The sequence below is a fragment of the Mycobacteroides immunogenum genome (assembly GCF_001605725.1).
Lineage (GTDB): Bacteria > Actinomycetota > Actinomycetes > Mycobacteriales > Mycobacteriaceae > Mycobacterium > Mycobacterium immunogenum.
Map to the genome: position 1 here is coordinate 211,394 of NZ_CP011530.1, position 25,661 is coordinate 237,054.

Genomic DNA, 25,661 nt, shown 5'->3' on the forward strand with positions numbered 1-25,661 from the left:
AGTGATTCGACACGCGTCAAAGGTCGATCTTGATGTTTGGCGCGTTGATCACACGCAACGACACCGCAGAGCCTCTGTGCCCTGCGGTGCCGTTTCGCTACCTAGCTTGTGTGGTGACCTAGCCGGCCGGCGGAGCCGCTGCCGAGGCGGCCGCCGGAATGGCGCCCTTGATCAGGTCAACAGCCTGGGTGATGCCCAGCTGATTGACCGCACCCATGGCGTCGCTGATCAGGCTGCTGCTGCCGCCCAGTCCGCTGCCGCCGCCGAGTCCGCTGGGTGAACCGAGGCCCGCCAGTGCGGGGTCGGCCAGTGCCGGGTTGGTCAGGCCGGTACCCAGTGCCGGGTTCGACACGCCCGTAGCGGGGGAGGTGAGTCCCGCTGCCGGATCTGTCAGCGCAGGGTTGACCCCTGTCGCGGCGGGAGTGAGTCCCGGGGTGCTGGCGGGGGCTGCCGGGTTGGTCAGACCGGGGTTGGTCAGACCGGGGTTGGTCAGCGCCGGGTCGGTGAGGCTCGGCGTGGTGGACGTGCTCGGGCTGGTCAGGCCCGGGCCGGTCAGCGCTGGGTTCGTCAATGACGACGACGGGGAGGTCAGGCCACCCGGGGTGGTGAGGCCACCGGGCGAGGTCAGGGCCGGGTTGGTGCCACCCAGGCTCCCCAGCCCGCCACCGCCCAGTCCGGGGATGTTGAGACCGGACAGTCCGGGGATCTGGACGCCGAACTGTGACGTCATCTGCTGAACTGCGCCCATGACTTCTCCGGGCAGATCCGACACGATCGCGGCCTGCACAAATTCCTGCTGTGAAGGCGCGGGCGCGGCTGCTTGGGTCATGTTGGTCGCGAGGGCGATGGCAAACGGACTTGCGACGGCCAGCGCGGCGACCGAGCTCAAGGCTGTCGAAAGCCGGCGGCGGCGACGATTAGGCACGGAAGTCTCCTCAATATCGGGTCGATCACTTATGGTGTACTGCGGTTTTGCGTGTGCTGTCACGGGATTTCCCGCGGGTGTCGGATCGGCGGATCGGCACCGGAACTGACGCTTTCGATGGTAACCAGAGTTACTGGTGTGACTAATGGGACGAAATCAAATCGTGAGCTAATCGCGACCGGATCCGTACCTGCGAACCCTGGCGTGCTCGTCCTTTCCAGGGTGGATGTCGCTGTCAGGGGCTTGCGGTGCCGGTCCAGTACCCTGACTGCACGTGACCGGAGAAAACCAGCAGTTCGACCTGATCGTCGTCGGATCGGGGTTTTTCGGCCTCACCATCGCTGAGCGTGCCGCAACCCAACTCAACAAGCGGGTGCTCGTGATTGAGCGCCGTCACCACATCGGAGGTAACGCCTACTCCGAACCGGAGCCGCAGACGGGTATAGAGGTACACAAGTACGGCGCCCACCTCTTCCACACCTCCAACAAGAGGGTCTGGGACTACGTGCGGCAGTTCACCGAGTTCACCGGATACCAGCACCGTGTATTCGCGATGCACAACGGGCAGTCGTACCAGTTCCCGTTGGGCCTGGGGCTGGTGTCCCAATTCTTCGGCCGCTACTTCACTCCTGACGAGGCGCGCGCGCTGATCGCCGAACAGGCCGCGGAGATCACCACCGCCGACGCCAACAACTTGGAGGAAAAGGCGATATCGCTGATCGGCCGCCCGCTGTACGAAGCGTTCGTCAAGCACTACACCGCCAAGCAGTGGCAGACCGACCCCAAGGAATTGCCTGCCGGGAACATCACCCGGCTCCCGGTGCGGTACACCTTCGACAACCGCTACTTCAACGACACCTACGAGGGTCTGCCCGTCGATGGGTACACGGCGTGGCTGCAGAACATGGCCGCCGACGACCGGATCGAGGTGCGGCTGGACACCGATTGGTTCCAGGTGCGCGACGATCTGCGCGCCGCCAACCCGTCGGCGCCGGTGGTGTACACCGGTCCGCTGGATCGCTACTTCGACTATGTTGAGGGCCGATTGGGATGGCGGACACTGGATTTCGAATTGGACGTGCTTGACACCGGTGACTTCCAGGGCACTCCGGTGATGAACTACAACGACGCCGATGTGCCCTACACGCGCATCCACGAGTTCCGCCACTTCCACCCGGAGCGGGCCTATCCGACGGACAAGACCGTGATCATGCGGGAGTTCTCGCGGTTCGCCGAGGGGACTGATGAGCCCTACTACCCGATCAACACCGAGTCCGATCGGGCCATCCTGGCCGCGTACCGCGCCCGCGCCAAGGAGGAAACAGCTTCGGCCAAGGTACTTTTCGGCGGCCGGCTGGGTACTTACCAATATCTCGATATGCACATGGCGATCGCCAGTGCGCTGAGCATGTACGACAACGTGCTCGCGCCGCATCTGGCCGACGGTGCACCCTTGTCCGGAGGTGACGACAGTGAGTGATATTCCATTCGGCCCCATCGATTCCACCGAATCGCACGCGGTGAGCCTGCTTTCGAGAGTGATCCTGCCCCGGCCGGGTGAGCCTCTCGATGTACGCAAGCTCTACATCGTCGAATCCGACACCAACGATCGGCGCGCGCACCCACCGACTCGCACCTCGCTGGAGATCGGCTCGGAATCAGAGGTTTCCTTTGCCACCTACTTCAACGCGTTTCCAGCGAGCTATTGGCGCCGCTGGTCGACGTTGGAGAATGTGGTGCTGCACATCGAACTGACCGGATCCGGGCGCATCGATGTGTACCGGACCAAAGCCACCGGTGCGCGAATCACCGTGGGCGGCACACAGTTCAGCGGCGAAAATGCGGTGATCGAGTTCGAGATCGGATTGGACGCCTTCGAGGACGGCGGCTGGATCTGGTTCGACATCACCACCGATAGCGAGGTCGCGCTGCACAACGCGGGCTGGTATGCGTCCACCCCGGCGCCCGGCCGGGCCAGCGTCGCCGTCGGTATCCCCACCTTCAACCGGCCGAACGACTGCGTGAACGCACTCAAGGCGCTGACCTCAGATCCTTTGGTGGACAAGGTGATCACCGCTGTCATCGTTCCCGACCAGGGCGCCAAGAAGGTCAAGGATCACCCCGAATGGGCAGCCGCCGCTGGGCCATTGGAAGGTCGGCTGCGCGTGCACGACCAGCCGAATCTCGGCGGGTCGGGTGGCTACAGCCGGGTCATGTACGAGGCGCTCAAGAACACCGACTGTGAGCAGATCCTCTACATGGACGACGACATCAGGATTGAGCCGGACTCAATTCTGCGGGCGCTGGCGCTCAATCGGTTCGCCAAGTCCCCCATGCTTGTCGGCGGTCAGATGCTCAACCTGCAGGAGCCCTCGCATCTGCACGTGATGGGCGAGGTGGTCAATCGTGACAACTTCATGTGGACCAACGCGCCGTTCGCCGAGTACGACCACGATTTCGCCAAGTTCGCGCTCGACGACATCGAAGAGGATCGCAGCAAGCTGCTGCACCGCCGGATCGATGTCGACTTCAACGGTTGGTGGATGTGCATGATCCCCCGTGTTGTCGCCGAAGAGCTGGGGCAACCGCTGCCACTGTTCATCAAGTGGGATGACGCCGAGTACGGGCTTCGCGCCAACGAACATGGTTACGGCACCGCGTCGATGCCCGGCACCGCGATCTGGCACATGGCTTGGAGCGACAAGGACGATGCCATCGACTGGCAGGCCTACTTCCACCTGCGTAACCGGTTGGTGGTCGCTGCGCTGCACTGGGACAACAACATTCGTGGATTGCTGGCCAGCATGGTCAAGGCCACCGTCAAACATCTGATGTGCCTGGAGTACTCGACCGTCGCCATCCAGAACCGGGCCATCGACGACTTCCTCGCGGGGCCCGAGCACATCGCGTCCATCCTGGAATCGGCGATGCCCGAGGTGCGTGCGATGCGCCAGCAGTTCCCGGATGCGGTGGTGCTGCCCACCGCGACCTCGCTGCCGGTGCCTTCTGGCCGCCGTAAGGTGCACAAGCCGCCGGTGTCGTTGCCTGCCATTGGATTCCGCCTATCGCGGGGCGTGATTCACCAGCTGACGAAGGAAAATCCCGCGCATCACGTGCGCCCAGAGCTGAACGTCGCGACTCAGGATGCGCGCTGGTTCCTGCTGTGCGGAATGGATGGCGTCACCGTGACCACGGCGGACGGGCGTGGTGTGGTGTACCGCCAGCGCGACCGCGCCAAGATGTTCGACCTGCTGCGCGGGTCGCTGCGCCGCCACCTGCAGTTGATGCGTAGTTTCAACAAGATGCGCAAGACCTACCGCAAGGCGTTGCCCACACTGACCAGCAAAGAGCAGTGGGAGAACATCCTGGGGATTGGCAGCGACAATGCGGCGCCCAAGTCCGTCAATCCCGGGGTGAGTGCATGACAGGTCCGCTGCCGGGCGAGGTCACCGCACCTCAGGGAGAGACCGCGATTCTCGTCGCCGTGCAGTCGGCTCTGGCCGGGCGCCCCGGCGTGCTCAGCACCGCGCGGGGTCTCTCGCATTTCGGTGAGCACAGCATCGGCTGGGTGGCCGCGGCGCTGATCGGCGCAGCTGTCGACAAACCCCGTCGGCGCAGCTGGCTGGCGGCGGGTGCCGGTGCCTTCGGAGCCCATGCCGCGTCGGTCATCATCAAGCGCCTGGTGCGCCGCCGGCGTCCGAGCCACGAGGCCGTCCGGGTGAACGTAAGCACCCCGAGCCGGTTGAGTTTCCCCTCGTCGCACGCCACCTCGACGGCGGCGGCCGCGGTACTTCTCGCACCGCTGACCGGGTTGCCCTTGCCCGCGCTGCTGATTCCGCCAATGGCGTTGTCGCGGCTGGTGCTTGGCGTGCACTACCCCACAGATGTGGCCGCCGGCGCCGCGCTCGGTGCACTGATCGGCACGGCCGTTCGCCGGGCGGACTCGCGCCTGGCGCTCAAGGAGGAACAGCGATGAGTGAGGAAGCAGCTCCGACCGCGGGCCCGCCCAAGAACCTTGCCTCGGGAATCGTCAAGGCGGTCCGCCCTCGGCAGTGGGTGAAGAACATCCTGGTCTTCGCGGCGCCCTTGGCGGCCCTCGGTGACATTCCGCCCCACGACTACCGGGGTGTCTTCATCCGGGTGGCCATCGCGTTTGTGGTGTTCAGCATGGCGGCGTCGTCGATCTACTTGATCAACGACGCCCGCGATGTGGAAGCCGATCGGCAGCATCCGACCAAGCGTTTCCGCCCGATCGCCGCAGGTGTGCTGCCGGTGCCGGCCGCCTACGGAATTTCGGTGGTGCTGGCCGCTGGATCCCTCGGCATCGCATCATCGGTCAACAGGAACCTCGTGATCGTGATGGCGGTGTACATCGCCATCCAACTGGCGTACTGCTTTGGTCTGAAACACCAACCGGTCATTGACATCTGCATTGTCTCGTCCGGGTTCCTCATCCGGGCCATCGCGGGTGGCGTCGCCGCGGGCGTCTACCTCTCGCAGTGGTTCCTACTGATCATGGCCTTCGCCTCGCTCATGTTGGCGGCAGGAAAGCGGTACGCCGAGCTGCAGATCGCCGAGCAGACCGGCGCCAAAATCCGCAAGGCATTGGAGGGTTACACCTCCAGTTACCTGCGTTTCGTGTGGACGCTGTCGGCTACGGCCACGGTGGTTTGTTATGGCTTGTGGGCCTTCGAACGCGATCATCGTGCCGGATCCTGGTTCGTGGCCTCGATGATCCCGTTCACCATCGCGGTGCTGCGCTACGCGGTGGACGTCGACGGGGGCGAGGCGGGGGAGCCCGAGGAGATCGCTTTGGGGGACAGGGTGCTGCAGTTCCTGTTCGTCGCATGGATCGGATCGCTCGGTGCGGCCTTCTACTTCTCCTGACCGGCCCAGGGCACTGGGCCCAAGCAACGGGCTGACTCGCTTCACGGTGTGGGTCAGCGTCCTCACCGTGACCGTGTTGTTCGGATGGGGTGCCTGGCAGCGGCGCTGGATCGCCGATGACGGCCTCATTGTGCTGCGGACCGTGCGAAACCTGCTGGCGGGCAATGGCCCGGTGTTCAACAAGGGAGAGCGCGTAGAGGCCAACACCTCCACGTTGTGGACCTATCTGACGTACCTGGGCGGTTGGGCCGGCGGCGGTATGCGCCTCGAGTACGTGGCGCTGACCTTGTCGTTGGTGCTGAGTTTGATCGGTGTCGCGCTCGCCATCCTGGGCACGGCGCGGCTGTACGCGCCGGTGCTCGCCGGGCGCGCCGCGGTCATGGTGCCCGCCGGCATGCTGGTGTACATAGCGATTCCTCCGGCCCGCGATTTCGCCACCTCGGGTCTCGAAAACGGTTTGGTACTGGCCTATTTGGGTGGACTGTGGCTCATGATGGTGATCTGGGCGCAAGCCGTGCGCATGCCGGTCACCCTCGATCGGCGCGGCGGCCCGCATCAGCCGGTGGACCCGAAGATCGTGCACGCCGCTAAGAAGGATCAGAAAGACGTTCTCAGTAGGCGATTCACGGTGGGACTGGCCTTCCTGGCCGGGCTGAGTGTGCTGATCCGCCCGGAGCTGGCGCTCATCGGCGGCGGATTCCTGGTGATGATGCTGATCGCCGCCCGCGGTTTCATGAGCCGGGTATGGATTGTGGTCGCGGGTGGCGCGCTGCCCGTGCTCTACCAAATCTTCCGGATGGGCTACTACGGCCTGCTCGTGCCCAGCACCGCGATCGCCAAGGACGCGTCGGGTTCCAAGTGGGGCCAGGGCTTCGTCTACCTGCAGAACATGAACTCGCCGTACCTGATCTGGATTCCGGCGCTTCTACTCAGCGCGCTGGGCGTGGCCGCCTACCAGGCGCGTCGCGGGCAGTGGTGGGTGCGGCAGGTCGCGGCTCCTGGTTACGGCTGGCTGGCCCGCCTGGTTCAAAACCCCACGGCCGTAGTCATTTTCATGCTGGCGAGCGGATTCATTCAGGGCGTGTACTGGATACGCCAGGGTGGCGACTTCATGCACGCGCGAGTGCTGTTGACTCCGGTGTTCTGCATGTTGCTCCCCATTGCCGTTGTCCCGCTGGTGGCTCCCGACAGCGCGGCCTTCACTCCCAAGAAGGCGCGCTTGCTCACGGCGGCCACCATCGGGCTTTTCGCCGGTATTGCGGGTTGGTCCGCGTGGGTCGCCAACTCCCCGGGCATGGGCGGTGACGGCACCAAGGTCACCTACAGCGGCATCGTCGATGAGCGGCGCTTCTACGCGCAGGCCACGGGTGTCGCCCATCCACTGACCGCCGCGGACTATCTCAATTACCCGCGCATGCGCGCGGTGCTGGTGGCGATAGACAACACCCCGGATGGGGCTCTGCTTCTACCGTCCGGAAATTACGACCAGTGGGATGTGGCACCGGCAATCCCGCCGCCACCCCCGATTCCGCCCGGTTACCGAGGGCCGCACGCGGTGCTGTTCACCAACCTGGGCATGCTCGGCATGAACCTGGGCCTGGATGTGCGGATCGTGGATCAGATCGGCCTGGCCAATCCGCTGGCCGCGCATACCGCGCGCATCACCGACGGACGTATCGGCCACGACAAGAACCTGTTCCCGGACTGGATGATCGCGGACGGGCCCTGGCTCAAGAAGTACCCGTACATTCCCAGGTACATCGATCAGGATTGGGTGGCCGAGGCCGTCGAAGCGCTGAAATGCCCGCAGACCGACGCGATGCTCAGTGCGGTGCGTAAACCGCTGTCGCCGCGGCTTTTCGTGTCCAACCTGCTGCACTCCTATGAGTTCACGACCTATCGGATCGATCGTGTTCCGCGCTTTGAACTGGCTCGGTGCGGTCTACCGATGCCGAAACTGGACACCCCGCAATACACTGGGCTTCCGGCTACCGGCCCGTAGGGCACTGGTCCGGATCCTCGAAGCGGCCGTTCTGTGTCTGATCTGTGATCCCAATTAGGTAACGACGCGGCCCCGTCACGGCGATACCAAGACGACCTTGTCAGACACTTCTGGCGCAACGTTGCGTGACAGAAGTGACTGAAGTGATTCAAGTGACTTCCCCTGAACATGAAATGGATGGACCCCGGATGAGCGTGCGTGTGAGAACCCGCCGCGTGCTGTCGGCCCTGGTAGCGGCGTTTGTGATGCCCATGTCGATGGTCGCGGCCATGACCATCGGCCCCGCGACGGCACATGCCTTTTCGCGTGAGGGACTCCCGGTCGAGTACCTCGATGTCTACTCCGGCTCCATGGGGCGCAACATTCGTGTCGAGTTCCAGGGCGGCGGGCCCAAGGCGGTCTACCTGCTGGACGGGCTGCGTGCCCAGGACGACTTCAACGGCTGGGATATCAACACCGGTGCGTTCGAGTGGTTCTACCAGTCGGGGCTTTCCGTGGTCATGCCCGTCGGTGGGCAATCAAGCTTCTACACCGACTGGTATTCGCCGTCCGCGCTGAACAAGCAGCCGTACACATACAAGTGGGAAACGTTCCTCACCCAGGAGCTGCCCGTGTACCTGGCCACCAACAAGCAGATATCGGCCACCGGAAATGGTGTGGTCGGACTCTCCATGAGTGGTGGCGCGGCGCTGATCCTGGCCGCCTTCCATCCGGCGCAGTTCCGGTTCGCCGGCTCGCTGTCCGGGTTCCTCAACCCGTCGACCATCTTCATGACCAACGCGATCCGGGTCGCGATGCTCGACGCCGGAAGTTACAGCGTCGACAACATGTGGGGACCGCCATGGGATCCGGCATGGCGCCGCAACGACCCCACCGTGCAGGCGCAGGCGTTGGTCGCGGCCGGCACTCGTCTCTACATCTATTGCGCCCCCGGCGGTTCGACGCCGATCGATGACAACACCGACGCTGGTGTGGCCCTGAGCGCCAGCAGTCTGGAGTCGCTGGCGGTGGCCGGTAACAAGGCATTCCAGCAGGCGTACACCGCCGCAGGCGGAAGGAATGCCAACTTTGTCTTCCCCGCGTCCGGGAACCACTCCTGGCCGTATTGGGGACAGCAACTGCAGGCACTCAAGGGTGATCTGATAGCCACGCTCAACGGCTAGGATCCCGGGGCACCTTGAACAAGGTCCGCAGGCGCACATAGTGGGAAATCGATTGAGACAGATAGGAAAACGAAGTAAATGAAGCTCTTTTCGAAGATGCGTGGTGCCTTGGCGCGTCAGTCGGCGCGCCGGATCGCGGTAGCGGCCACAGCCGTGGCCGTGCTGCCCGGTGTCGCGGGCATCGTCGGCGGTACGGCGCTGACTCCCGTCGCGGGCGCCTTCTCACGTCCCGGGCTTCCGGTCGAGTACCTGCAGGTGCCCTCGGCGTCGATGGGCCGTGAGATCAAGGTGCAGTTCCAGCCCGGTGGCTCCAAGGCCGTCTACCTGCTGGACGGTCTGCGTGCGCGCGATGACTTCAGCGGTTGGGACATCGAGACCACGGCGTTCGAGGACTACTACCAGTCCGGCATCTCCATGGTCATGCCGGTCGGCGGTCAGTCCAGCTTCTACACGGACTGGTACAACCCGGCCAAGGGCAAGGATGGCGTCTGGACCTACAAGTGGGAAACCTTCACCACCCAGGAGCTCCCGGCGTATCTCGCTGCGAACAAGGGTGTTTCGCAGACCGGTAACGCGGTAGTGGGCCTGTCCATGGGTGCCTCCGCGGCGCTGACGCTGGCGATCTACCACCCGCAACTGTTCGTGTACGCCGGTGCGCTCTCGGGCTTCCTGAACCCGTCGGACATGAAGTTCCAGATCGGTCTCGCCATGGGTGACGCCGGCGGCTTCAGCGCCTCCGACATGTGGGGCCCGGACAGCGATCCGGCCTGGCAGCGTAACGACCCGTTCCTGAACATCCAGAAGATCATCGACAACGGCACTCGCCTGTGGATCTACTGCGGCACCGGTGACTCCACCGATGTCGACGCGAACCGCAATGGTTTCGAGAACTTCACCGGCGGTTTCCTCGAGGGAATGGCCATCGGTTCGAACAAGAAGTTCGTCGAGGCGTACTCGGCCGCAGGCGGCAAGAATGCTCACGTCGAGTTTCCTCCGGGCGGTATCCACAACTGGACCTACTGGGGTCAGCAGTTGCGGGCCATGAAGTCTGACATGGTCGCGTACCTGCAGAGCCACTAGGCATAAGCAGTCAAAAGAGCGGTGGTCCCCCGACATTCGGCAGGGGGCCACCGCTCTTTTTGTCTTCGCCGGGTTGGGTCTCAGTAACACATCGGTCTGGTTGCGGAGGGTCAACAACGGGGACGGAATGTGTTGACAGGCGCCCTGATGTGGTTGACTACCTCGGGAACCCCAGGGACGTCCATCGGGATGTCCATCGGCCTGACATGTGTAACGCCGATTGAAGCAGACGGGATACTGAGGTAATGAAGCTCTTTTCACAATTGCGCGGTAAGACCGCGCGTCGACTTGCCACTGTTGCCGCGGCTGCGGCTGTTCTACCTGGATTCATCGGTGTCGCCGGTGGTTCCGCGGTCGCCAACGCGTTCTCGCGCCCGGGTCTCCCGGTCGAGTACCTGCAGGTGCCGTCGGCCGCGATGAACACCAGCATCAAGGTCCAGTTCCAGAACGGTGGCGCCAAGTCTGTCTACCTGCTGGACGGTCTGCGTGCGCGCGATGACTTCAGCGGTTGGGACATCGAGACCACGGCGTTCGAGGACTACTACCAGTCCGGCATCTCCGTCGTCATGCCCGTCGGCGGCCAGTCCAGCTGGTACACCGACTGGTACCAGCCGGCCAAGGGCAAGGACGGTGTCTTCACCTACAAGTGGGAGACCTTCCTGACCCAGGAGCTGCCCGCGTTCCTGGCCAACCAGGGGCTGTCCAAGACCGGTAACGCCGTTGTTGGTCTGTCCATGGGTGCGGCTTCCGCGCTGAACCTCGCGAACTACCACCCGCAGCAGTTCGTGTACGCCGGTGCGCTCTCGGGCTTCCTGCACCCGGCCGACATGAAGGGCCAGATCGGTATGGCCATGGGTGACGCCGGTGGCTTCAACCCGCAGGACATGTGGGGCCCGGACAGCGACCCCGCCTGGGTTCGCAACGACCCGTTCCTGAACATCGATCGCACCGTGGCCAACGGCACGCGTCTGTGGATCTACTGCGGTAGCGGTGACGCCACCGACCTGGACGCCACCCGCAACGGCTTCGAGAACTTCACCGGTGGATTCCTCGAGGGAATGGCAATCGGCTCGAACAAGCAGTACGTGGACGCCTACACCGCTGCCGGCGGCAAGAACGCCCACGTGGAGTTCCCCCCGGGTGGTCTGCACAACTGGACCTACTGGGGCAACCAGCTCAAGGCCATGAAGTCTGACATGGTCGCGTACCTGCAGAGCCACTAGGCATAACGAACAGCACATCGGCGGCGGCCACTCTGTCTTCGGGCAGAGGGTCGCCGCCGATGTCGTTGGACGGGTATTGGCGCAGAGCCACAATCACGTAACGAATTCGGTGCTGTGACGATCATTTGCGCAGGTGCGAGGCGCACCGGCTCGGTAGCCCCGCTCGGGGTTGCCGGTACCTTGGAGCAAGCGACAGCACTCGGCGAGACAGCACGTCAAGAACGGCCAGGAGAGACATGCCCAAGAGTTCGAACAGTAAACGGCACCGGATTCTCGGTTTGGCCGCGGCGCTGGCCGTCGCAGTCGTCGTCATTCTGGTGATCGCGATTGTCGTGGTCATCGTTCGCAGGCCCGATGATGTCAGCCCCGGCGCACAGGTCCCGGTCACCACGACACCGCCGGTGACCCGCCCCGGCCAGAAGCCCCGCCCCGCCTTCCAGAGTGCCGATTGCCCCGATGTGCAGGCGCTGATCATTCCGGGCACCTGGGAGTCTTCGCGCACGGATGACCCCCTCAACCCGACGGAGTTCCCGCGCTCACTGCTGCTGAACGTCTCTCGGCCCATCACCGAGAAGTTCGACAAGTCCCGGCTGCAGACGTGGACAGTGCCATACACCGCGCAGTTCCATAATCCGTTCGCCAACGACAACCAGATGTCGTACAACGACAGCCGCAAGGAAGGCACCGACCGGGCGGTCAAGCAGCTCTCCGACATGTACGACCGGTGCCCGCTCACCAGCTATGTCATCGTTGGTTTCTCGCAGGGTGCGGTGATCGCCGGTGACATCGCCAATCAGATCGGTAACGGGGAGGGCCCCGTCGACCAGGATCTGGTGCTGGGGGTGACATTGATCGCCGACGGTCGCCGTCAGGACGGGATCGGGCAGTCGCCCGGGCCCAATCCGCCCGGGCAGGGCGCCGAGGTCACTCTGGGTGACCTCGGGGTGCTGGACTCTTTCGGGCTGAAGATGACGGGACCGCGGCCGGGCGGGTTCGGTGAGCTCAACGACCGCACCAACCAGATCTGCGGCACCGGAGATCTCATCTGTGCGGCGCCGCCGGACGCCTTCAACATCTCCAACCTGGGCAAAACGCTGGACATTCTGTCCGGCGGGGCGGGCGCCCCCGTGCACGCGTTGTACGCGACCCCTGAGTTCTGGCAGATCGACGGCAATCCGGCCACGGTGTGGACCACCAACTGGGCCGAGGGGCTCATTGAGAACGCCCCCCACCCGAAGCATGGATGAGCGTTTCGCGCGCAGACCGCGTGGTCGGGCGAGCGCCTGACAAGCGTTGATGTCATCTTCACAACAGGGCGCCGAGATATTTGGCGGAGAAGGTACGCTCGCCTAAGGTTAAGAGAAAAATAAGACTGTAAGCCGTTCGCGGGGCTGAGTGATTTTGGCTAGCTGACGCCGACCGATAATCTCGTCGCGAATGGCCGCCTGAGCTGCCGTAGTACGCGAATACGTCTCGGTACGATCATCGAGGATTTGACGTCCGCCCCGGTGTGATGATCCGCGTGCACGGACTGGTCAGGCCCGCGAACCGCGCACCCGCGCCGTCATAGGAGAGAAGCACACATGGCGTTCGACAACCCGTTCCTAGACTCGGCGGGTCATATCAAGTTCCCCGAGGACGGGAGCATCGTCGGTCACGTCGAAGGTTTTGCACAGTCGCAGGCCGACAGCTTGGCGTACCGGTTCCTGGACTTCTCCACCGAGCGTGACGGCGAGTACATCGACATCACCTGGTCGGAGTTCGGTGCGCGTAACCGCGCGGTGGCGGCCCGTCTGCAGCAGGTGACCAAGCCCGGCGACCGTGTCGCCATCCTGGCCCCACAGAGCCTTGACTACCTTGTCGCCCACTTCGGCGCGCTGTACGCCGGCGCCATCTCGGTGCCGCTGTTCGATCCGAGTGAGGCCGGCCATGCCGGTCGACTGCATGCGGTGCTGGACGATTGTGAGCCCTCCGCGGTGCTGACCACGACCGATTGCGCAGAGGGAGTACGCAAGTTCTTCCGCAACCGTCCGCCCAAGGAGCGTCCCCGCGTCATCGCGGTCGACGCCATTCCCAACGACGTGGGTTCGACGTGGGTCGAGCCGGTGGCCAACAAGGACACCATCGCGTATCTGCAGTACACCTCCGGCTCTACCCGGGCCCCGGCCGGTGTGCAGATCACGCATCTTGGCCTGGCGACCAACCTGCTGCAGCTGATCGACGCGTTGTCAGCGAAGCAGGGGCAGGGCAGTCATGAGGATCTGCGTGGCACCACCTGGTTGCCGTTCTTCCACGACATGGGTCTCATCACCGTGATGGTGCCGTCCATGCTGGGCAAGCACATGACCGTGATGAGCCCGGCAGCGTTCATCCGCCGCCCCCTGCGCTGGTTGCGGGAAATGGGCGTCAAGGGTGACGACCGCGGCGGGACATTCTCGGCGCTGCCGAACTTCGCCTTTGAGCACTGCGCGCTGCGCGGGGTGCCCAAGGAGGGCGAGCCACCGCTGGATCTGTCGAATGTGTACTCGATCATCAATGGGTCCGAGCCGGTCTCCACGGCGTCGCTGAAGAAGTTCTGTGACGCCTTCGAGCCGTATGGCTTTGATCCCAAGGCGATTCATCCTTCCTACGGCATGGCCGAGGCCACCCTGTTCGTCTCCTCGACCATCTGGAACACCGAGACGGCACGGGTGCTGCATGTTGATCGCACCGAGCTCAATGCCGGGCGCATCGTGCAGGTGGAGCCGGGCTCGGAGAACTCGGTGACCCAGGTGTCCAGCGGCAAGATGGCCCGCGATGAATGGGCCGTGATCGTCGACGGCGAGACCGCCTCCGAGGTTCCCGACGGCCAGATCGGCGAGATCTGGTTGCACGGCAACAACATTGGCTCTGGTTACTGGGGCCGTGAAGAGGAGACGCGTGCTGCTTTCCATAACACGCTGAAGTCGCGGATCTCTGAATCGCACGCCGAGGGTGTGGCCGATGACGCCGACTGGCTCAACACCGGTGACCTCGGTGTGTGGGTCGATGGCGAGCTGTACATCACCGGCCGCGTCAAGGACCTCATCATTGTCGACGGCCGTAACCACTACCCGCAGGACATCGAGTACACCGCGCAAGAGGCCAACAAGGCACTGCGCCCGGGTTATGTCGCGGCCTTCTCGGTGCCTGCCAACCAGTTGCCGCAAGAGGTCTTCGACAATCCGCACGCCGGTTTGAAGTACGACCCGGAGGATTCCTCCGAGCAGCTGGTGGTTATCGGTGAACGCAGCGTGGGCGGACACAAGTCCGACAACCACACGGTGGGTGACGATGTGCGCGCGGCCGTCGCGGTGCGCCACGGTGTGACGGTGCGCGACGTGCTGCTGGTCCCGGCCGGCTCGATCGCCCGGACCTCCAGCGGCAAGATCGCCCGGCGTGCCGCGCGAACCAGCTACCTGGACGGCAGCCTGCGTGGCGGCTACCAGCAGACCGCATTCCCCGACGACCGGCGGTAGGCGATCCAGCATCGCCCCCGCCATCTGATACTCCGGAGATAGGCCTCGAACATGACTGATACGCAACAGGATTCGACACCAGAGACCAGCCTGGAAACCCCAACTCCGGAGGTAGCGGCACCAACAGGTGGTGCCGAGCTGACCGTGCCCGAGATGCGTGAATGGCTGCGCAACTGGATCGCCAAGGCCACCGGGGTGAGCCCGGACCGCATCGATGATTCGGCGCCGATGGTGGAGATGGGTCTGTCTTCGCGTGACGCTGTCGCGATGGCCGCCGATATCGAGGACCTCACCGGGGTCACCCTGACGGCCACCGTCGCCTTCCAGCACCCCACCATCGAATCGCTGGCTACGCGCATCATCGAGGGTGAGCCGGAGGTTCCGGACGCCGGTGACGAGGACTGGTCGCGCGACTCGAACGTTGCCGCAGGCGAATTCGATATCGCCGTGATCGGGCTGTCGGCCCGCCTGCCCGGTGATGTCAACAGCCCGGCGCAGCTGTGGGAGGCGCTGCTGGAGGGCCGTGACGCCATCACCGATCTGCCCGAGGGCCGCTGGGAAGAGTTCACCGTCGAGCCGCGTATCGCCGAGCGGGTTGCGCAAGCCGCCACCCGCGGCGGATACCTCAAGGACATCAAGGGATTCGATGCCGAATTCTTCACGCTGTCCAAGATGGAAGCCGACAATATGGATCCGCAGCAGCGGATCGCTCTCGAATTAACCTGGGAGGCACTGGAAAACGCCCGCATCCCGGCGTCCAGCCTCAAGGGTGAGAGTGTCGGTGTGTACATCGGCAGCTCCAACAACGACTACAGCTATCTCTCGGTGGCCGATCCCACTGTCACCCACCCGTATGCCATCACCGGAAACGCGAGTTCGATTATCGCGAACCGTGTTTCGTACTTCTATGACTTCCGCGGCCCGAGCGTTGCCGTCGACACGGCGTGTTCCTCGTCGTTGGTCGCGGTGCACCAGGGTGTGAAGGCGCTGCGTTCCGGTGAGGCCGACGTGGTGGTGGCCGGTGGTGTGAACGCGCTCATCACGCCCGTGGTGACGGTCGGGTTCGACGAGGTGGGCGGGGTGCTGGCCCCGGACGGCCGTATCAAGTCCTTCTCGCAGGATGCCAACGGGTACAGCCGGTCCGAGGGTGGCGGCATGCTTGTGCTCAAGCGTCTCTCGGATGCGCGCCGCGACGGCGACCCGATCATGGCGATCATCGCGGGCTCCGCCGTCAACCACGATGGCCGGTCCAATGGTCTGCTTGCCCCCAATCCGGATGCCCAGGCCGATGTGCTGCGCAAGGCCTATAAGGACGCCGGAATCGATCCGCGCAGTGTCGATGTGATCGAGGCGCACGGCACCGGCACCATCCTCGGTGATCCGATCGAGGCTGACGGGCTCGGCCGGGTGGTCGGCCGGGGCCGCGACGCCGACAAGCCCGCGCTGCTGGGTTCGGCGAAGTCGAACTTCGGGCACCTGGAGTCCGCCGCCGGCGCCGCCAGCCTGTCGAAGATCGTGCTGGCCTTGCAGAACAACAAGGTTCCGCCGTCGATCAACTACACCGGCCCCAATCCGTACATCGACTTCGACGCCATTCACCTGAAGGTTGTCGATCAGGTCGCCGAGTGGCCGCGCTACAGCGGGCACGCCATCGCGGGTGTCTCCGGCTTCGGCTTCGGTGGGGCCAACGCCCACATCGTGGTGCGCGAGGTGCTGCCCATCGACTTGGTGGAGCCCAGCGACGGTGCGGCGCCGGAATCCGACGATGCTGATGCCGACGCCAATGGCAAACACGCTGTGGCAGAGGCGGATAGCGAAGACAACGGCGATTTCGGCGGCTCACGCTTTGACGAGTACGGCGAGTTCGCCGGGGGCTATTCCGATGAGCCGTATGAGCTTCCCGGACTGACCGACGAGGCTAAACGACTCAAGGAAGAGGCGCTGGCGGCGCTTGCTGCCGAAGAGCCGGTCACTCCCGTTGTACCCCTGTTTATCTCGGGCTTCCTTTCTTCGCGCAAGAAGGCCGCGGCGGCCGCACTGGCGGACTGGATCGAAAGCGAAGAGGGGCAGTCCCACTCGCTGGAGTCCATCGGCCGCTCGCTGTCGCGCCGCAACCATGGCCGTTCCCGCGCCGTGGTGCTGGCCCACGACCACGAGGAGGCCGTCAAGGGTCTGCGTGCTGTCGCCGAGGGCAAGCAGAAGCCCTACGTGTACTCCGCCGACGGACCGGTCAGTAACGGTCCGGTCTGGGTGATGGCCGGTTTCGGTGCCCAGCACCGGAAAATGGGTAAGAGCCTGTATCTGCGCGATCCGATCTTCGCCGAGTGGATCGACAAGGTCGACTCGTATGTGCAGGAGGAGCGCGGCTACTCGGTGGTCGAGCTGATCCTGGACGACTCGCATGAGTACGGCATCGAAACCAGCAATATCGCCATCTTCGCCATCCAGATCGGGTTGGGCGAGGTACTCAAGGCACATGGCGCCAAACCCACTGCCGTCATTGGACAGTCGTTGGGCGAGCCCGCGTCTGCCTACTTCGCGGGCGGGCTCTCGCTGGCCGATGCCACGCGCGTCATCTGCTCACGTGCTCACCTGATGGGTGAGGGCGAGGCGATGCTGTTCGGCGACTACATCCGGCTGATGGCGCTGGTCGAGTACTCGGCCGACGAACTCAAGACGGTGTTCGCCGACTTCCCCGATCTGGAAGTGTGCGTGTACGCCGCGCCGTCGCAGACCGTCATCGGTGGTCCGCCGGCGCAGGTCGACGCGATCGTGGCCCGCTGCGAGGCGGAAGGCAAGTTCGCGCGCAAGCTGCAGACCAAGGGCGCGGGCCATACCTCGCAGATGGATCCGCTGCTCGGCGAATTCGCCGCCGAACTGCAGGGGATCGAGCCGATGTCCCCGAAGATCGGCATCTTCTCGACGGTCCACGAGGGCACGTTCATCCGCGGAGGCGGGGAGCCGGTCCACGATGTGGATTACTGGAAGAAGGGGATGCGGCACTCGGTCTACTTCACCCATGGCACCCGCAACGCCGTGGACGCCGGGCACACCACCTTCCTGGAGCTGGCGCCAAACCCGGTGGCGCTCATGCAGGTAGGGCTCACGACCATGTCGTCGGGGCTGCCGGACGCGCAGCTCATCGCGACCCTCGCCCGCAAGGAGGACGAGGTCGAGTCCATGGTCAAGGCCATGGCGCAGCTCTACGTGCACGGCCACGCCCTGGACCCGCGCACGTTGTTCAGCAGGGCGGCCAAGTCCGCTGACTACGCGCCGATCCCGGCAACCGAGTTCAAGCGCAAGCCGCACTGGCTGCCCGCGCATTTCAGTGCCGACGGATCGACCCGCATCCCGGGTACGCATGTGTCGCTGCCCGACGGTAAGCACGTATGGGAATGGAATCCCGGAACGAGCGGACTGGCGACATTCAATTCCGAGGCCGCGGCGAATGCTTTCGCGGAGCTGGTGAAAACCGCTGCGACATCCGTGCTTCCGGGCGCTCAGCTCACCGCGTTTGAGCAGCGCGCCATCCCGGGCGAAGGCTCCACGCTGGTGACCACGCTGTCCCGGCACCCGGGCGGGGCCACCGTGCAGGTGCACGCCCGCATCGGGGAATCGTTCACGCTCGTCTATGACGCGGTGGTATCCCGTGCCGGGCAGGGTGGCGCGCTGCCGTTCGCGACTGCCGCGGGGGTTGCCGCCAACGGCAGCGCCGTGGTGAGCGCGGTGCCCGCGTTGGCTTCCAACGCTACTGCTGTCGCGGAAGAGGAAGTGCCCGAAGAGATTCACGACAACCTGCTCTCCGGGGCCGGTGCGGGTGCGGACTTCAAGAAGTGGAGCAAGGAGTCCGGCGAGCCGGTTATCGACCGCCTGGCCACCATCGTGTCGATGGCCATGGGTTACGAGCCCGAGGACGTGCCGCGTGAGGTGCCGCTGATCGAGCTGGGCCTGGATTCGCTGATGGCCGTGCGTATCAAGAACCGCGTCGAGTTCGACTTCGATCTGCCGCCGATTCAGCTGCAGGCCGTACGCGACGCCAACCTGATGGACGTCGAGCGGCTGGTCATCTACGCGTTGGAGAACCCGGACGCCGTGCACGAGCTGCACGACTACCAGCAGACCGACGAGTTCAAGGAGGCCGCCCCGACGGGCGCCATGCTGTCGAAGGCCGATATCGAACAGGCGCTGACCGCGGGTGCCGAGGTGTCGGCGGCTCCGGCCGCTCCGGCCGAGGAGCCCGCGACGGAAGCCGCTGCCGAGCCGGTGATTTCGGCGGAGACGTCCGAGCTGGCCAAGGCCGCGGCGGTGATGAACCAGGAGGCCATCGCCGAGGCGCTGAATGCCGATGTGCCACCGCGTGATGCCGCCGAACGCGTCGCGTTCGCGACCTGGGCCATCGTCACCGGTGAATCGCCCGGCAGCATCTTCAACGCACTGCCCAAGATCGACGATGCGACGGCGGCCAAGCTCGCCGAACGTCTTTCGCAGCGGGCCGACGGTGAGATCGAGGCCGAGGAGGTGAAGCTCGCGCCGACCATCGAGGCGCTCGGCGAGGTTGTCCGCAGCAGGCTCGAAGCGGGCAAGATCGACGGCTTCGTCCGGATCCTGGCGCCGCGTCCCGAAGGTTCCACGGCCGTTCCCGTGTTCGTGTTCCACCCCGCGGGCGGCTCGACAGTTGTCTACGAGCCGCTGCTGAAGCGCCTGCCCGAGGGCACGCCGATGTTCGGCTTCGAGCGGGTCGAGGGCACCATCGAGGAGCGCGCGGCGCAGTACGTGCCCAAGCTGATGGAACTACACCAGGGCCCGTTCATCCTCGCCGGATGGTCACTCGGCGCGGTGCTGGCGTACGCCTGTGCGGTCGGTCTCAAGGAGGCCGGTGCCGAGGTCGCCTGGGTCGGGAACATCGACGGGGTGCGGCCGGGGACGCCGATCCTGACGACCACGGAGGAGACGCGCAAGCGCTGGGATCGCTACGCGAAGTTCGCGGAGAAGACCTTCAACGTGCAGATCCCGGAGATCCCCTACGAGCAGCTTGAGGAACTCGATGACGAGGGCCAGGTGCGGTTCGTGCTGGAGGCCGTCAAGGCCGCCGGCGTGGAGATTCCCGGCGGCATCATCGAGCACCAGCGCACGTCTTACCTGGATCAGCGGGCGATCGATACGTCGACGCCGGTGCCGTTCGACGGGCATATGACGCTGTACATGGCCGATCGGTATCACGATGACGCCATCACGTTCGAACCCGCCTACGCGACCCGTCAGCCCGACGGTGGTTGGGGGGAGTTCGTCTCCGACCTCGAGGTGGTTCCGGTCGGCGGCGAGCACATCCAGATCATCGACGAACCGATCATCGCTAAGGTCGGTGCTCATATGAGTCAGGCGCTGCGTTCCATCAACGCCACAACGGACCAGCAGGCTTAGGAAAGGTCAACACCGTGCCACCACACACAACCGCAGAGAAGCTTGCCGACCTGCGTGAACGGATTGCGCTTACCCGCGAGCCGGGTGATGCCAAGGCCATCGCCAGGCGCGATAAGAAGGGCATCCCGAGTGCCCGCGCCCGCATCGACGCGCTGGTCGACAAGGGCAGCTTCATGGAGCTCGACGGCTTCGCCCGCACGCCCGGCGATCCCAACGCGCCGTACACAGACGGTGTGGTGACCGGTCTGGGCCGTATCGATGGGCGTCCGGTGGCGGTGTTCTCGCACGACCAGACGGTGTATCAGGGCAGCGTCGGTGAGATGTTCGGCCGCAAGGTGGCCAAGCTCATGGAGTGGGCCGCGACCAATGGCTGCCCGGTGATCGGTATCAACGACTCGGCGGGTGCCCGCATTCAGGACACGGCCACCTCGCTGGCCTGGTACGCCGAGTTGGGCCGCCGTCACGAGCTGCTGCGCGGCAATGTTCCCGAGATCTCGATCATTCTGGGCAAGTGCGCCGGTGGCGCCGTGTACTCACCGATCCAGACAGATCTGCTGGTGGCGGTGCGCGATCAGGGCTACATGTTCATCACCGGACCCGACGTCATCAAGGATGTCACCGGTGAGGATGTGAGCTTCGACGAGCTCGGCGGCGCGGATGTACAGGCCCAGCGCGGCAACATCCACAAGGTGGTCGAGGACGAGGCGGCCGCGTTCCAGTACGTACGCGAGTACCTGAGCTTCCTGCCCTCGAACACCTTTGACTATCCGCCGATCGTCAACCCGGGTCTGGAACCGGAGATCACCGCGGACGATCTGTATCTGGACACGATCATCCCGGATAGCGACAACCAGGGCTACGACATGATGGAGATCCTGCTGAGGATCTTCGACGACGGCGACGTCTTCGAGATCTCCGAGCAGCGTGGTCCCGCGATGATCACCGCGTTCGCCCGGGTCGACGGGCACCCGGTGGGCGTGGTCGCCAATCAGCCGCTGCAGATGGCGGGGGCGGTCGATACCGATGCCTCCGATAAGGCCGCTAGCTTCATCCGGTTCTGCGATTCGTACAACCTGCCGCTGGTGTTCGTGGTGGACACCCCGGGCGCGCTGCCCGGTGTGGCGGAGGAGAAGAACGGCATCATCAAGAAGGGCGGCCGCTTCTTCAACGCCGTGGTGGAAGCCGATGTGCCCAAGGTGACCATCATTACCCGCAAGGCCTATGGCGGTGGGTATGCCGTGATGGGTTCCAAGCAGCTCTCGGCCGACCTGAACTACGTGTGGCCGACCGCGCGTATCGCGGTGATCGGCGCCGAGGGTGCTGCCCAGCTGTTGGTGAAGCGGTTCCCGGACCCGACAGCACCCGAGGTGCAGAAGATCCGGGCGGACTTCATCGAGGGTTACAACAAGAATCTGGCCACGCCGTGGATTGCCGCCGAGCGTGGCTACATCGACGGTGTCATCGAGCCGCATCAGACCCGTCTGCTGATTCGTAAGTCGCTGAAGTTGTTGCGGGACAAGCAGAATTTCGGCAAGATGCAGCGCAAGCACGGTCTGACGCCGATCTAAACCGGTTTCGCGAGCAGACGGAAAAGCCCCCGACACGCGGTGTGTTCGGGGGCTTTTTCGTCTGCTCGCGCTGGGGCAGTCAGTCGCGCAGGACCAGGGCGCGGCTGCCCGCGTGCGCCCATATCAAGGCGGCGCCGATCGAGACGAGCATGGTCACCCAGGAAAACCAGGTGACATCGACCCGCGGGCCGGAGACGAAACTGTCCTGCAGTGTGGGCCAGTAGCTCGGCATGAGGTGCACGTACCCGAGCCCGAGCACACTGAGGGCGCCGACGATCATGGTGGCCTCGGGTGCGTGCCTACGGTGGCTCAGGATCATCGTCACCGCTACCGCGATCAGAACCGCGTGTGTGGCGGCGAGGTAGGTGAGAGTCTGTGGCGCAGCGGCGAAACCGCGTCGCAGGTGGTCGATGGCGTCCAGGCCCCAGCCGATCACGAAGGCGATGGTGGCTGTGCGCAGGAACGCCTCGGCGCGACTTGCCGGCTCTCCCATCGTGACCTCCATCGGTCTACGCAACACCTATCCCTTGCCGGGTGGCCTGTTGCCTTCCGCGCGGTACGGCTCTCCATGGGGATCGAAGCAATGCGCTGATGCCTCGGCGCCCTCGTGGTCGACCTGCAGTGTGGTGTGGTCGATGTCGTACTCCGTATGGAGCAACTCCTCGATCTCGCGCCGTATTCCATGGCAGTCCGCATTGGGGGCCACCAAGATGTGCGCTGATAACGCCGGCTGTCCGGAGGTGATCTGCCAGATGTGCAGATCGTGTACCTCGGCCACCGACTGCACGGACGCGAGCTGGGTTCCGATGGTGCCGGGGTCGAGGCCCGCAGGCGCGGCTTCCAGGAAGATCCGCCCTGATTCGCGGACCAGCCCCCAGCCTGCCTTGAGCATCAGCGCCGCGACGACGAGAGCGGCGATGGCATCGGCGCGGGTGAAGCCGGTGAGCCAGACCACGGCGCCGGCGACGGCAGTGGCGATGAAGGCATACAGATCATTGAGGATGTGCTGGAACGCGCCCTCGACGTTGAGGCTGGAACGGTTGGCCTTGCTGATGCACCAGGTGGCCGCCACATTGACAGCGATGCCCGCGAGCGCGGTGACGAAGACCAGTAGACCCGAGACTTCCGGGGGAGTGATGAGACGCCGGATGCCTTCGTAGATGAAGAAGGCCGCCAGTAGGAACAGCGTCACGCCGTTGGCCTGTGCCGAGAGAATCTCGGCACGCTTGAGGCCGTAGGTGTAGCTGCCCCGAGCCGGGCGCGAGGAAAGCCGAATGGCGATGAGCGCCAATACGATCGATGCGGCGTCGGTCAACATGTGCCCGGCATCGGAGATCAGCGCCAGCGATTGGGCGATGACGCCGATGACGACCTCGACGGCCATGAAGCCACCGATCAGGATCAGGGCGATGGTCAGCCATTTCCGATCGGCATCGGCACTCACGCCGTGGCCATGGGAGTGCCCGGATCCGTGCTCGTGTGCGTCCGCAGCCATGTCCGCTCCTTCTGATGATTCATGCAAACATATGCATGCTAGCATTTGTTATGACAAATGTTCAGCCCCTGACGTGTCCCAAGTGTGAGTCGCAGATGCTGTCGACGAAATGGTTTGGCGTGCGCACATTCCAATGCACGGGTTGTGCGGCCCTGCTGTTGGAGCAGGACAGTCTGCAGCAGTTCGTGGACGGAGCCGCCCGCTTCGGCCCGTCGGCGCATATTGATCAGCCGCCTACCGCGGCCCCGTACCCACCCGCGCCACCCCAGGACTATCGCGGGTTCATGGGTGGACTTTTCGGTGGCGGCGGACACGGCTATCGCCGCCGCGGGCACCATTAGCGCCAGCTTTGGTGAGTCCCCGCCGGCCACGGTCCGTCGATACACTGCCGGCTATGGGTCATTCGGCTTCTGTGCGTGGCCGATGGCGTCACGGAGAGGGCCTGGGCACCCATCGCCACGCCCACGGCCAGTTGGTCTATCCGGCGACAGGGACGCTCGCGGTGACGACGCAGCGGGGCAGCCGGGTGGCCCAGGCGAGCCGGGTCATGTGGACTCCACCCGGTTGCGACCATCGCTACCGCGCCTGCGGGCGCACCGAGGTGCGGGCGCTGTTCCTGCCCGCGTCGTTAAGCCGTTGCTTGCCTGAGTATCCGGCCGTCTTCACGGTGTCCGAGCTGTTACGCGCGGCGCTCATGACCGCGACCGAGGACCGTGAGTTCCGGCCCGGCGCGTGGGAACGACTGCGCGATGTGGTGATTGACGAATTGGCTGACGCGCCAGAGGAATCGCTGTACCTACCGGAGCTCCGCGACGACCGGCTGCGCGCCGTGGCCGGGCTGCTGCACGACGATCCGGCCAACACGGATACGCTCGGCGCCTTGGGCCGGCGTGTGGGTGCCAGCGAGCGCACGTTGAGCCGCTTGTTCGATGCCGAACTCGGGATGAGTTTTCACCAGTGGCGCACGCAGCTGCGCATTCAGCACGCTCTGACCTACCTTGGGCAGGGCCGATCCGTCACCGACACCGCCATCAGTTGCGGGTGGTCCAATCCCAGCAGCTTCATCGACGCCTTCGCCTCGACCTTCGGCATGACTCCGGGGCGCTATCAGAAAGAGCTGCACGACAAGAACAGTCGCGCACACCGGCAGCTCAGTAGTTCTTGAGCGCAAAGGGCTCGGTCATGCTGCCGAAGTCGGGGATGCCTTCGGGATGGGTGTCGGCGGCATGCTCCGACGACGTTTCGAGCAGTACATGCGATGTCAGCTCTTGTGCCCGGCGCTGATTGCGGATCACATAGTCGCGCAGCGCGGCTTCATAACTCGCCAATCCGGCGGCGAGATCGCCGTGGTGGGCCGAGAGCTCCCCCGCCAGCACGTACGCGGCGACCATAGCGACGGTGGTGCCCTGCCCGGTGCGGGGCGAGGTGCTGAAACCGGCGTCGCCCACCAGTGCCACCGGCCCGCGCACCCAGGAATCCATCCGGACCTGGCCGTAGTTGTCCACGTGGAAGTCGTCGGCATCCGTGAGGTGGGCCAGAATGCGGGGAACCTCCCAGCCCGCGCCTGCCAGCCAGCCGGCCACCAGGTTCTTCTGCGCGGTGACATCGCGATAGTCGTATCCGAACCGCTCGTCGGTATCGAACATCACGTACGCCCGGGCCCGGTCATCCGGCCGCACGCCCAGCACACCGATGACGGCGTGATCGTGTTTGTGGAACGTCTGCCAATGATCCAAACCGAGGAAATTGGGGACGCTGAAGACCGCGAGATAACCACTGAGGTGGTGGTGGAAGTCTTGCGAAGGACCAAAGACGAGCCCACGGACGCCGGAATGCAATCCGTCGGCGCCGATCACCAGGTCGAAGTCGCGGATCACACCGTTGCCGAAGGTGACGGTGGCACCGTCATCGTGTGTGTGCAATCCCGCCACGCGGTTGCCGAACAGAAACTCGGCCTTGGCGCCCACGGCGTCAAAGAGGATGTCGCACAGGTCATCTCGCAGAATCTCGATATCGGGTGCGTCGAATTGGCCGCCGGTGAGGGTGCGTTCGGTGCTGCGGAAAAGTTCATGGCCCTCGGCGTCCACCACAGACATCCCGCGCTGCTGGGTGCCCCGCTGCCGGATGGTGTCCAACAGATTCATGCGCTGAGCGACCTGCAGTGCCGGACCGCGAATATCCAGTCCCTGGCCGCCGGGCGCGAGCCCTGGCGCCCGTTCCACCACCGTTACCTCAAACCCGTACGCGGTCAGCCAATAGGCCGCGGTCAGGCCCGCCACCCCCGCACCGGAAACCAGTATCTTGCCGTCAACGTTCACGTCGTGAGCGTATGAAGCAGACGCGACGCCGCCCACCGGCAACAAGCCAGTCGATACCGGATACCCGCCAGGGTGGCGTACG

Annotated in this window: 18 protein-coding genes; 14 read left to right on the top strand and 4 right to left on the bottom strand. The window is 64.6% G+C overall.

The features are described from left to right. Positions 1-118 precede the first annotated feature (118 nt). Positions 119-925, bottom strand: coding sequence for a hypothetical protein (locus tag ABG82_RS01075; protein WP_052510972.1), 807 nt, complete (start codon positions 923-925; stop codon positions 119-121). A gap of 274 nt (positions 926-1,199) precedes the next feature. Here ABG82_RS01075 and glf point away from each other — a divergent pair, with 274 nt between their 5' ends. The 12 genes from glf to ABG82_RS01135 all read left to right on the top strand — a co-directional run bounded on the left by glf (position 1,200) and on the right by ABG82_RS01135 (position 21,766). Continuing rightward, the gene (glf, locus tag ABG82_RS01080; protein ID WP_162269178.1) at positions 1,200-2,405 is read left to right on the top strand and encodes a UDP-galactopyranose mutase; all 1,206 of its coding nucleotides are present in this window, start codon (positions 1,200-1,202) and stop codon (positions 2,403-2,405) included. Further along, positions 2,398-4,350 (top strand): glycosyltransferase, encoded by a 1,953-nt coding sequence (locus ABG82_RS01085; RefSeq protein WP_043077402.1) that lies wholly within the window; start codon positions 2,398-2,400, stop codon positions 4,348-4,350. Before glf ends, ABG82_RS01085 begins: the two co-directional genes overlap by 8 nt. Beyond that, a complete protein-coding gene (locus ABG82_RS01090; protein ID WP_043077401.1) occupies positions 4,347-4,901 on the top strand; it encodes a phosphatase PAP2 family protein in 555 nt (184 codons plus the stop codon). The genes ABG82_RS01085 and ABG82_RS01090 overlap by 4 nt, the downstream gene beginning before the upstream one ends. Then, positions 4,898-5,812 (top strand): decaprenyl-phosphate phosphoribosyltransferase, encoded by a 915-nt coding sequence (locus ABG82_RS01095; protein WP_043077400.1) that lies wholly within the window; start codon positions 4,898-4,900, stop codon positions 5,810-5,812. The genes ABG82_RS01090 and ABG82_RS01095 overlap by 4 nt, the downstream gene beginning before the upstream one ends. A 13-nt stretch (positions 5,813-5,825) precedes the next feature. Continuing rightward, positions 5,826-7,814, top strand: a complete 1,989-nt coding sequence (gene zomB / locus ABG82_RS01100) for a flagellar motor control protein ZomB (RefSeq protein WP_043077501.1) — start codon at positions 5,826-5,828, stop codon at positions 7,812-7,814. Between the two features lie 188 nt (positions 7,815-8,002). Continuing rightward, the gene (locus ABG82_RS01105) at positions 8,003-8,977 is read left to right on the top strand and encodes an esterase family protein (RefSeq protein ID WP_043077399.1); all 975 of its coding nucleotides are present in this window, start codon (positions 8,003-8,005) and stop codon (positions 8,975-8,977) included. Between the two features lie 78 nt (positions 8,978-9,055). Beyond that, the gene (locus tag ABG82_RS01110) at positions 9,056-10,057 is read left to right on the top strand and encodes an esterase family protein (RefSeq protein ID WP_043077398.1); all 1,002 of its coding nucleotides are present in this window, start codon (positions 9,056-9,058) and stop codon (positions 10,055-10,057) included. Positions 10,058-10,302: 245 nt separating this feature from the next. Continuing rightward, positions 10,303-11,280 (top strand): alpha/beta hydrolase, encoded by a 978-nt coding sequence (locus ABG82_RS01115; protein WP_043077397.1) that lies wholly within the window; start codon positions 10,303-10,305, stop codon positions 11,278-11,280. A gap of 236 nt (positions 11,281-11,516) precedes the next feature. Next, positions 11,517-12,527, top strand: a complete 1,011-nt coding sequence (gene culp6 / locus ABG82_RS01120) for a carboxylesterase Culp6 (protein WP_043077396.1) — start codon at positions 11,517-11,519, stop codon at positions 12,525-12,527. A 336-nt stretch (positions 12,528-12,863) separates the two neighbouring features. Then, positions 12,864-14,777: a long-chain-fatty-acid--AMP ligase FadD32 gene (fadD32, locus tag ABG82_RS01125; protein ID WP_043077395.1), complete on the top strand. Its 1,914-nt coding sequence runs from the start codon at positions 12,864-12,866 to the stop codon at positions 14,775-14,777. Positions 14,778-14,930: 153 nt separating this feature from the next. After that, entirely contained in the window at positions 14,931-20,198 is a 5,268-nt protein-coding gene (pks13, locus tag ABG82_RS01130; protein ID WP_407661899.1) for a polyketide synthase Pks13, read from the top strand. A gap of 14 nt (positions 20,199-20,212) precedes the next feature. Beyond that, a complete protein-coding gene (locus tag ABG82_RS01135) occupies positions 20,213-21,766 on the top strand; it encodes an acyl-CoA carboxylase subunit beta (protein WP_043077393.1) in 1,554 nt (517 codons plus the stop codon). A 79-nt stretch (positions 21,767-21,845) separates the two neighbouring features. Here the strand turns inward: ABG82_RS01135 and ABG82_RS01140 are convergent, their stop codons facing one another. Beyond that, a complete protein-coding gene (locus ABG82_RS01140; protein ID WP_043077500.1) occupies positions 21,846-22,259 on the bottom strand; it encodes a hypothetical protein in 414 nt (137 codons plus the stop codon). Between the two features lie 27 nt (positions 22,260-22,286). Beyond that, complete coding sequence (locus tag ABG82_RS01145; protein ID WP_043077392.1) at positions 22,287-23,261, bottom strand: cation diffusion facilitator family transporter; 975 nt, start codon at positions 23,259-23,261, stop codon at positions 22,287-22,289. A 95-nt stretch (positions 23,262-23,356) separates the two neighbouring features. On the opposite strand from ABG82_RS01145, the gene ABG82_RS01150 reads away from it, so the two are divergent. Beyond that, on the top strand, positions 23,357-23,602 hold the full coding sequence (locus ABG82_RS01150) for a hypothetical protein (RefSeq protein WP_043077391.1): 246 nt from the start codon (positions 23,357-23,359) through the stop codon (positions 23,600-23,602). A gap of 53 nt (positions 23,603-23,655) precedes the next feature. Continuing rightward, entirely contained in the window at positions 23,656-24,426 is a 771-nt protein-coding gene (locus ABG82_RS01155; RefSeq protein ID WP_043077390.1) for a helix-turn-helix transcriptional regulator, read from the top strand. Here ABG82_RS01155 and ABG82_RS01160 read toward each other — a convergent pair. Continuing rightward, positions 24,413-25,579: an FAD-dependent monooxygenase gene (locus tag ABG82_RS01160; RefSeq protein WP_043077499.1), complete on the bottom strand. Its 1,167-nt coding sequence runs from the start codon at positions 25,577-25,579 to the stop codon at positions 24,413-24,415. The two genes, ABG82_RS01155 and ABG82_RS01160, sit on opposite strands and share 14 nt — an antisense overlap. Positions 25,580-25,661 lie beyond the last annotated feature (82 nt).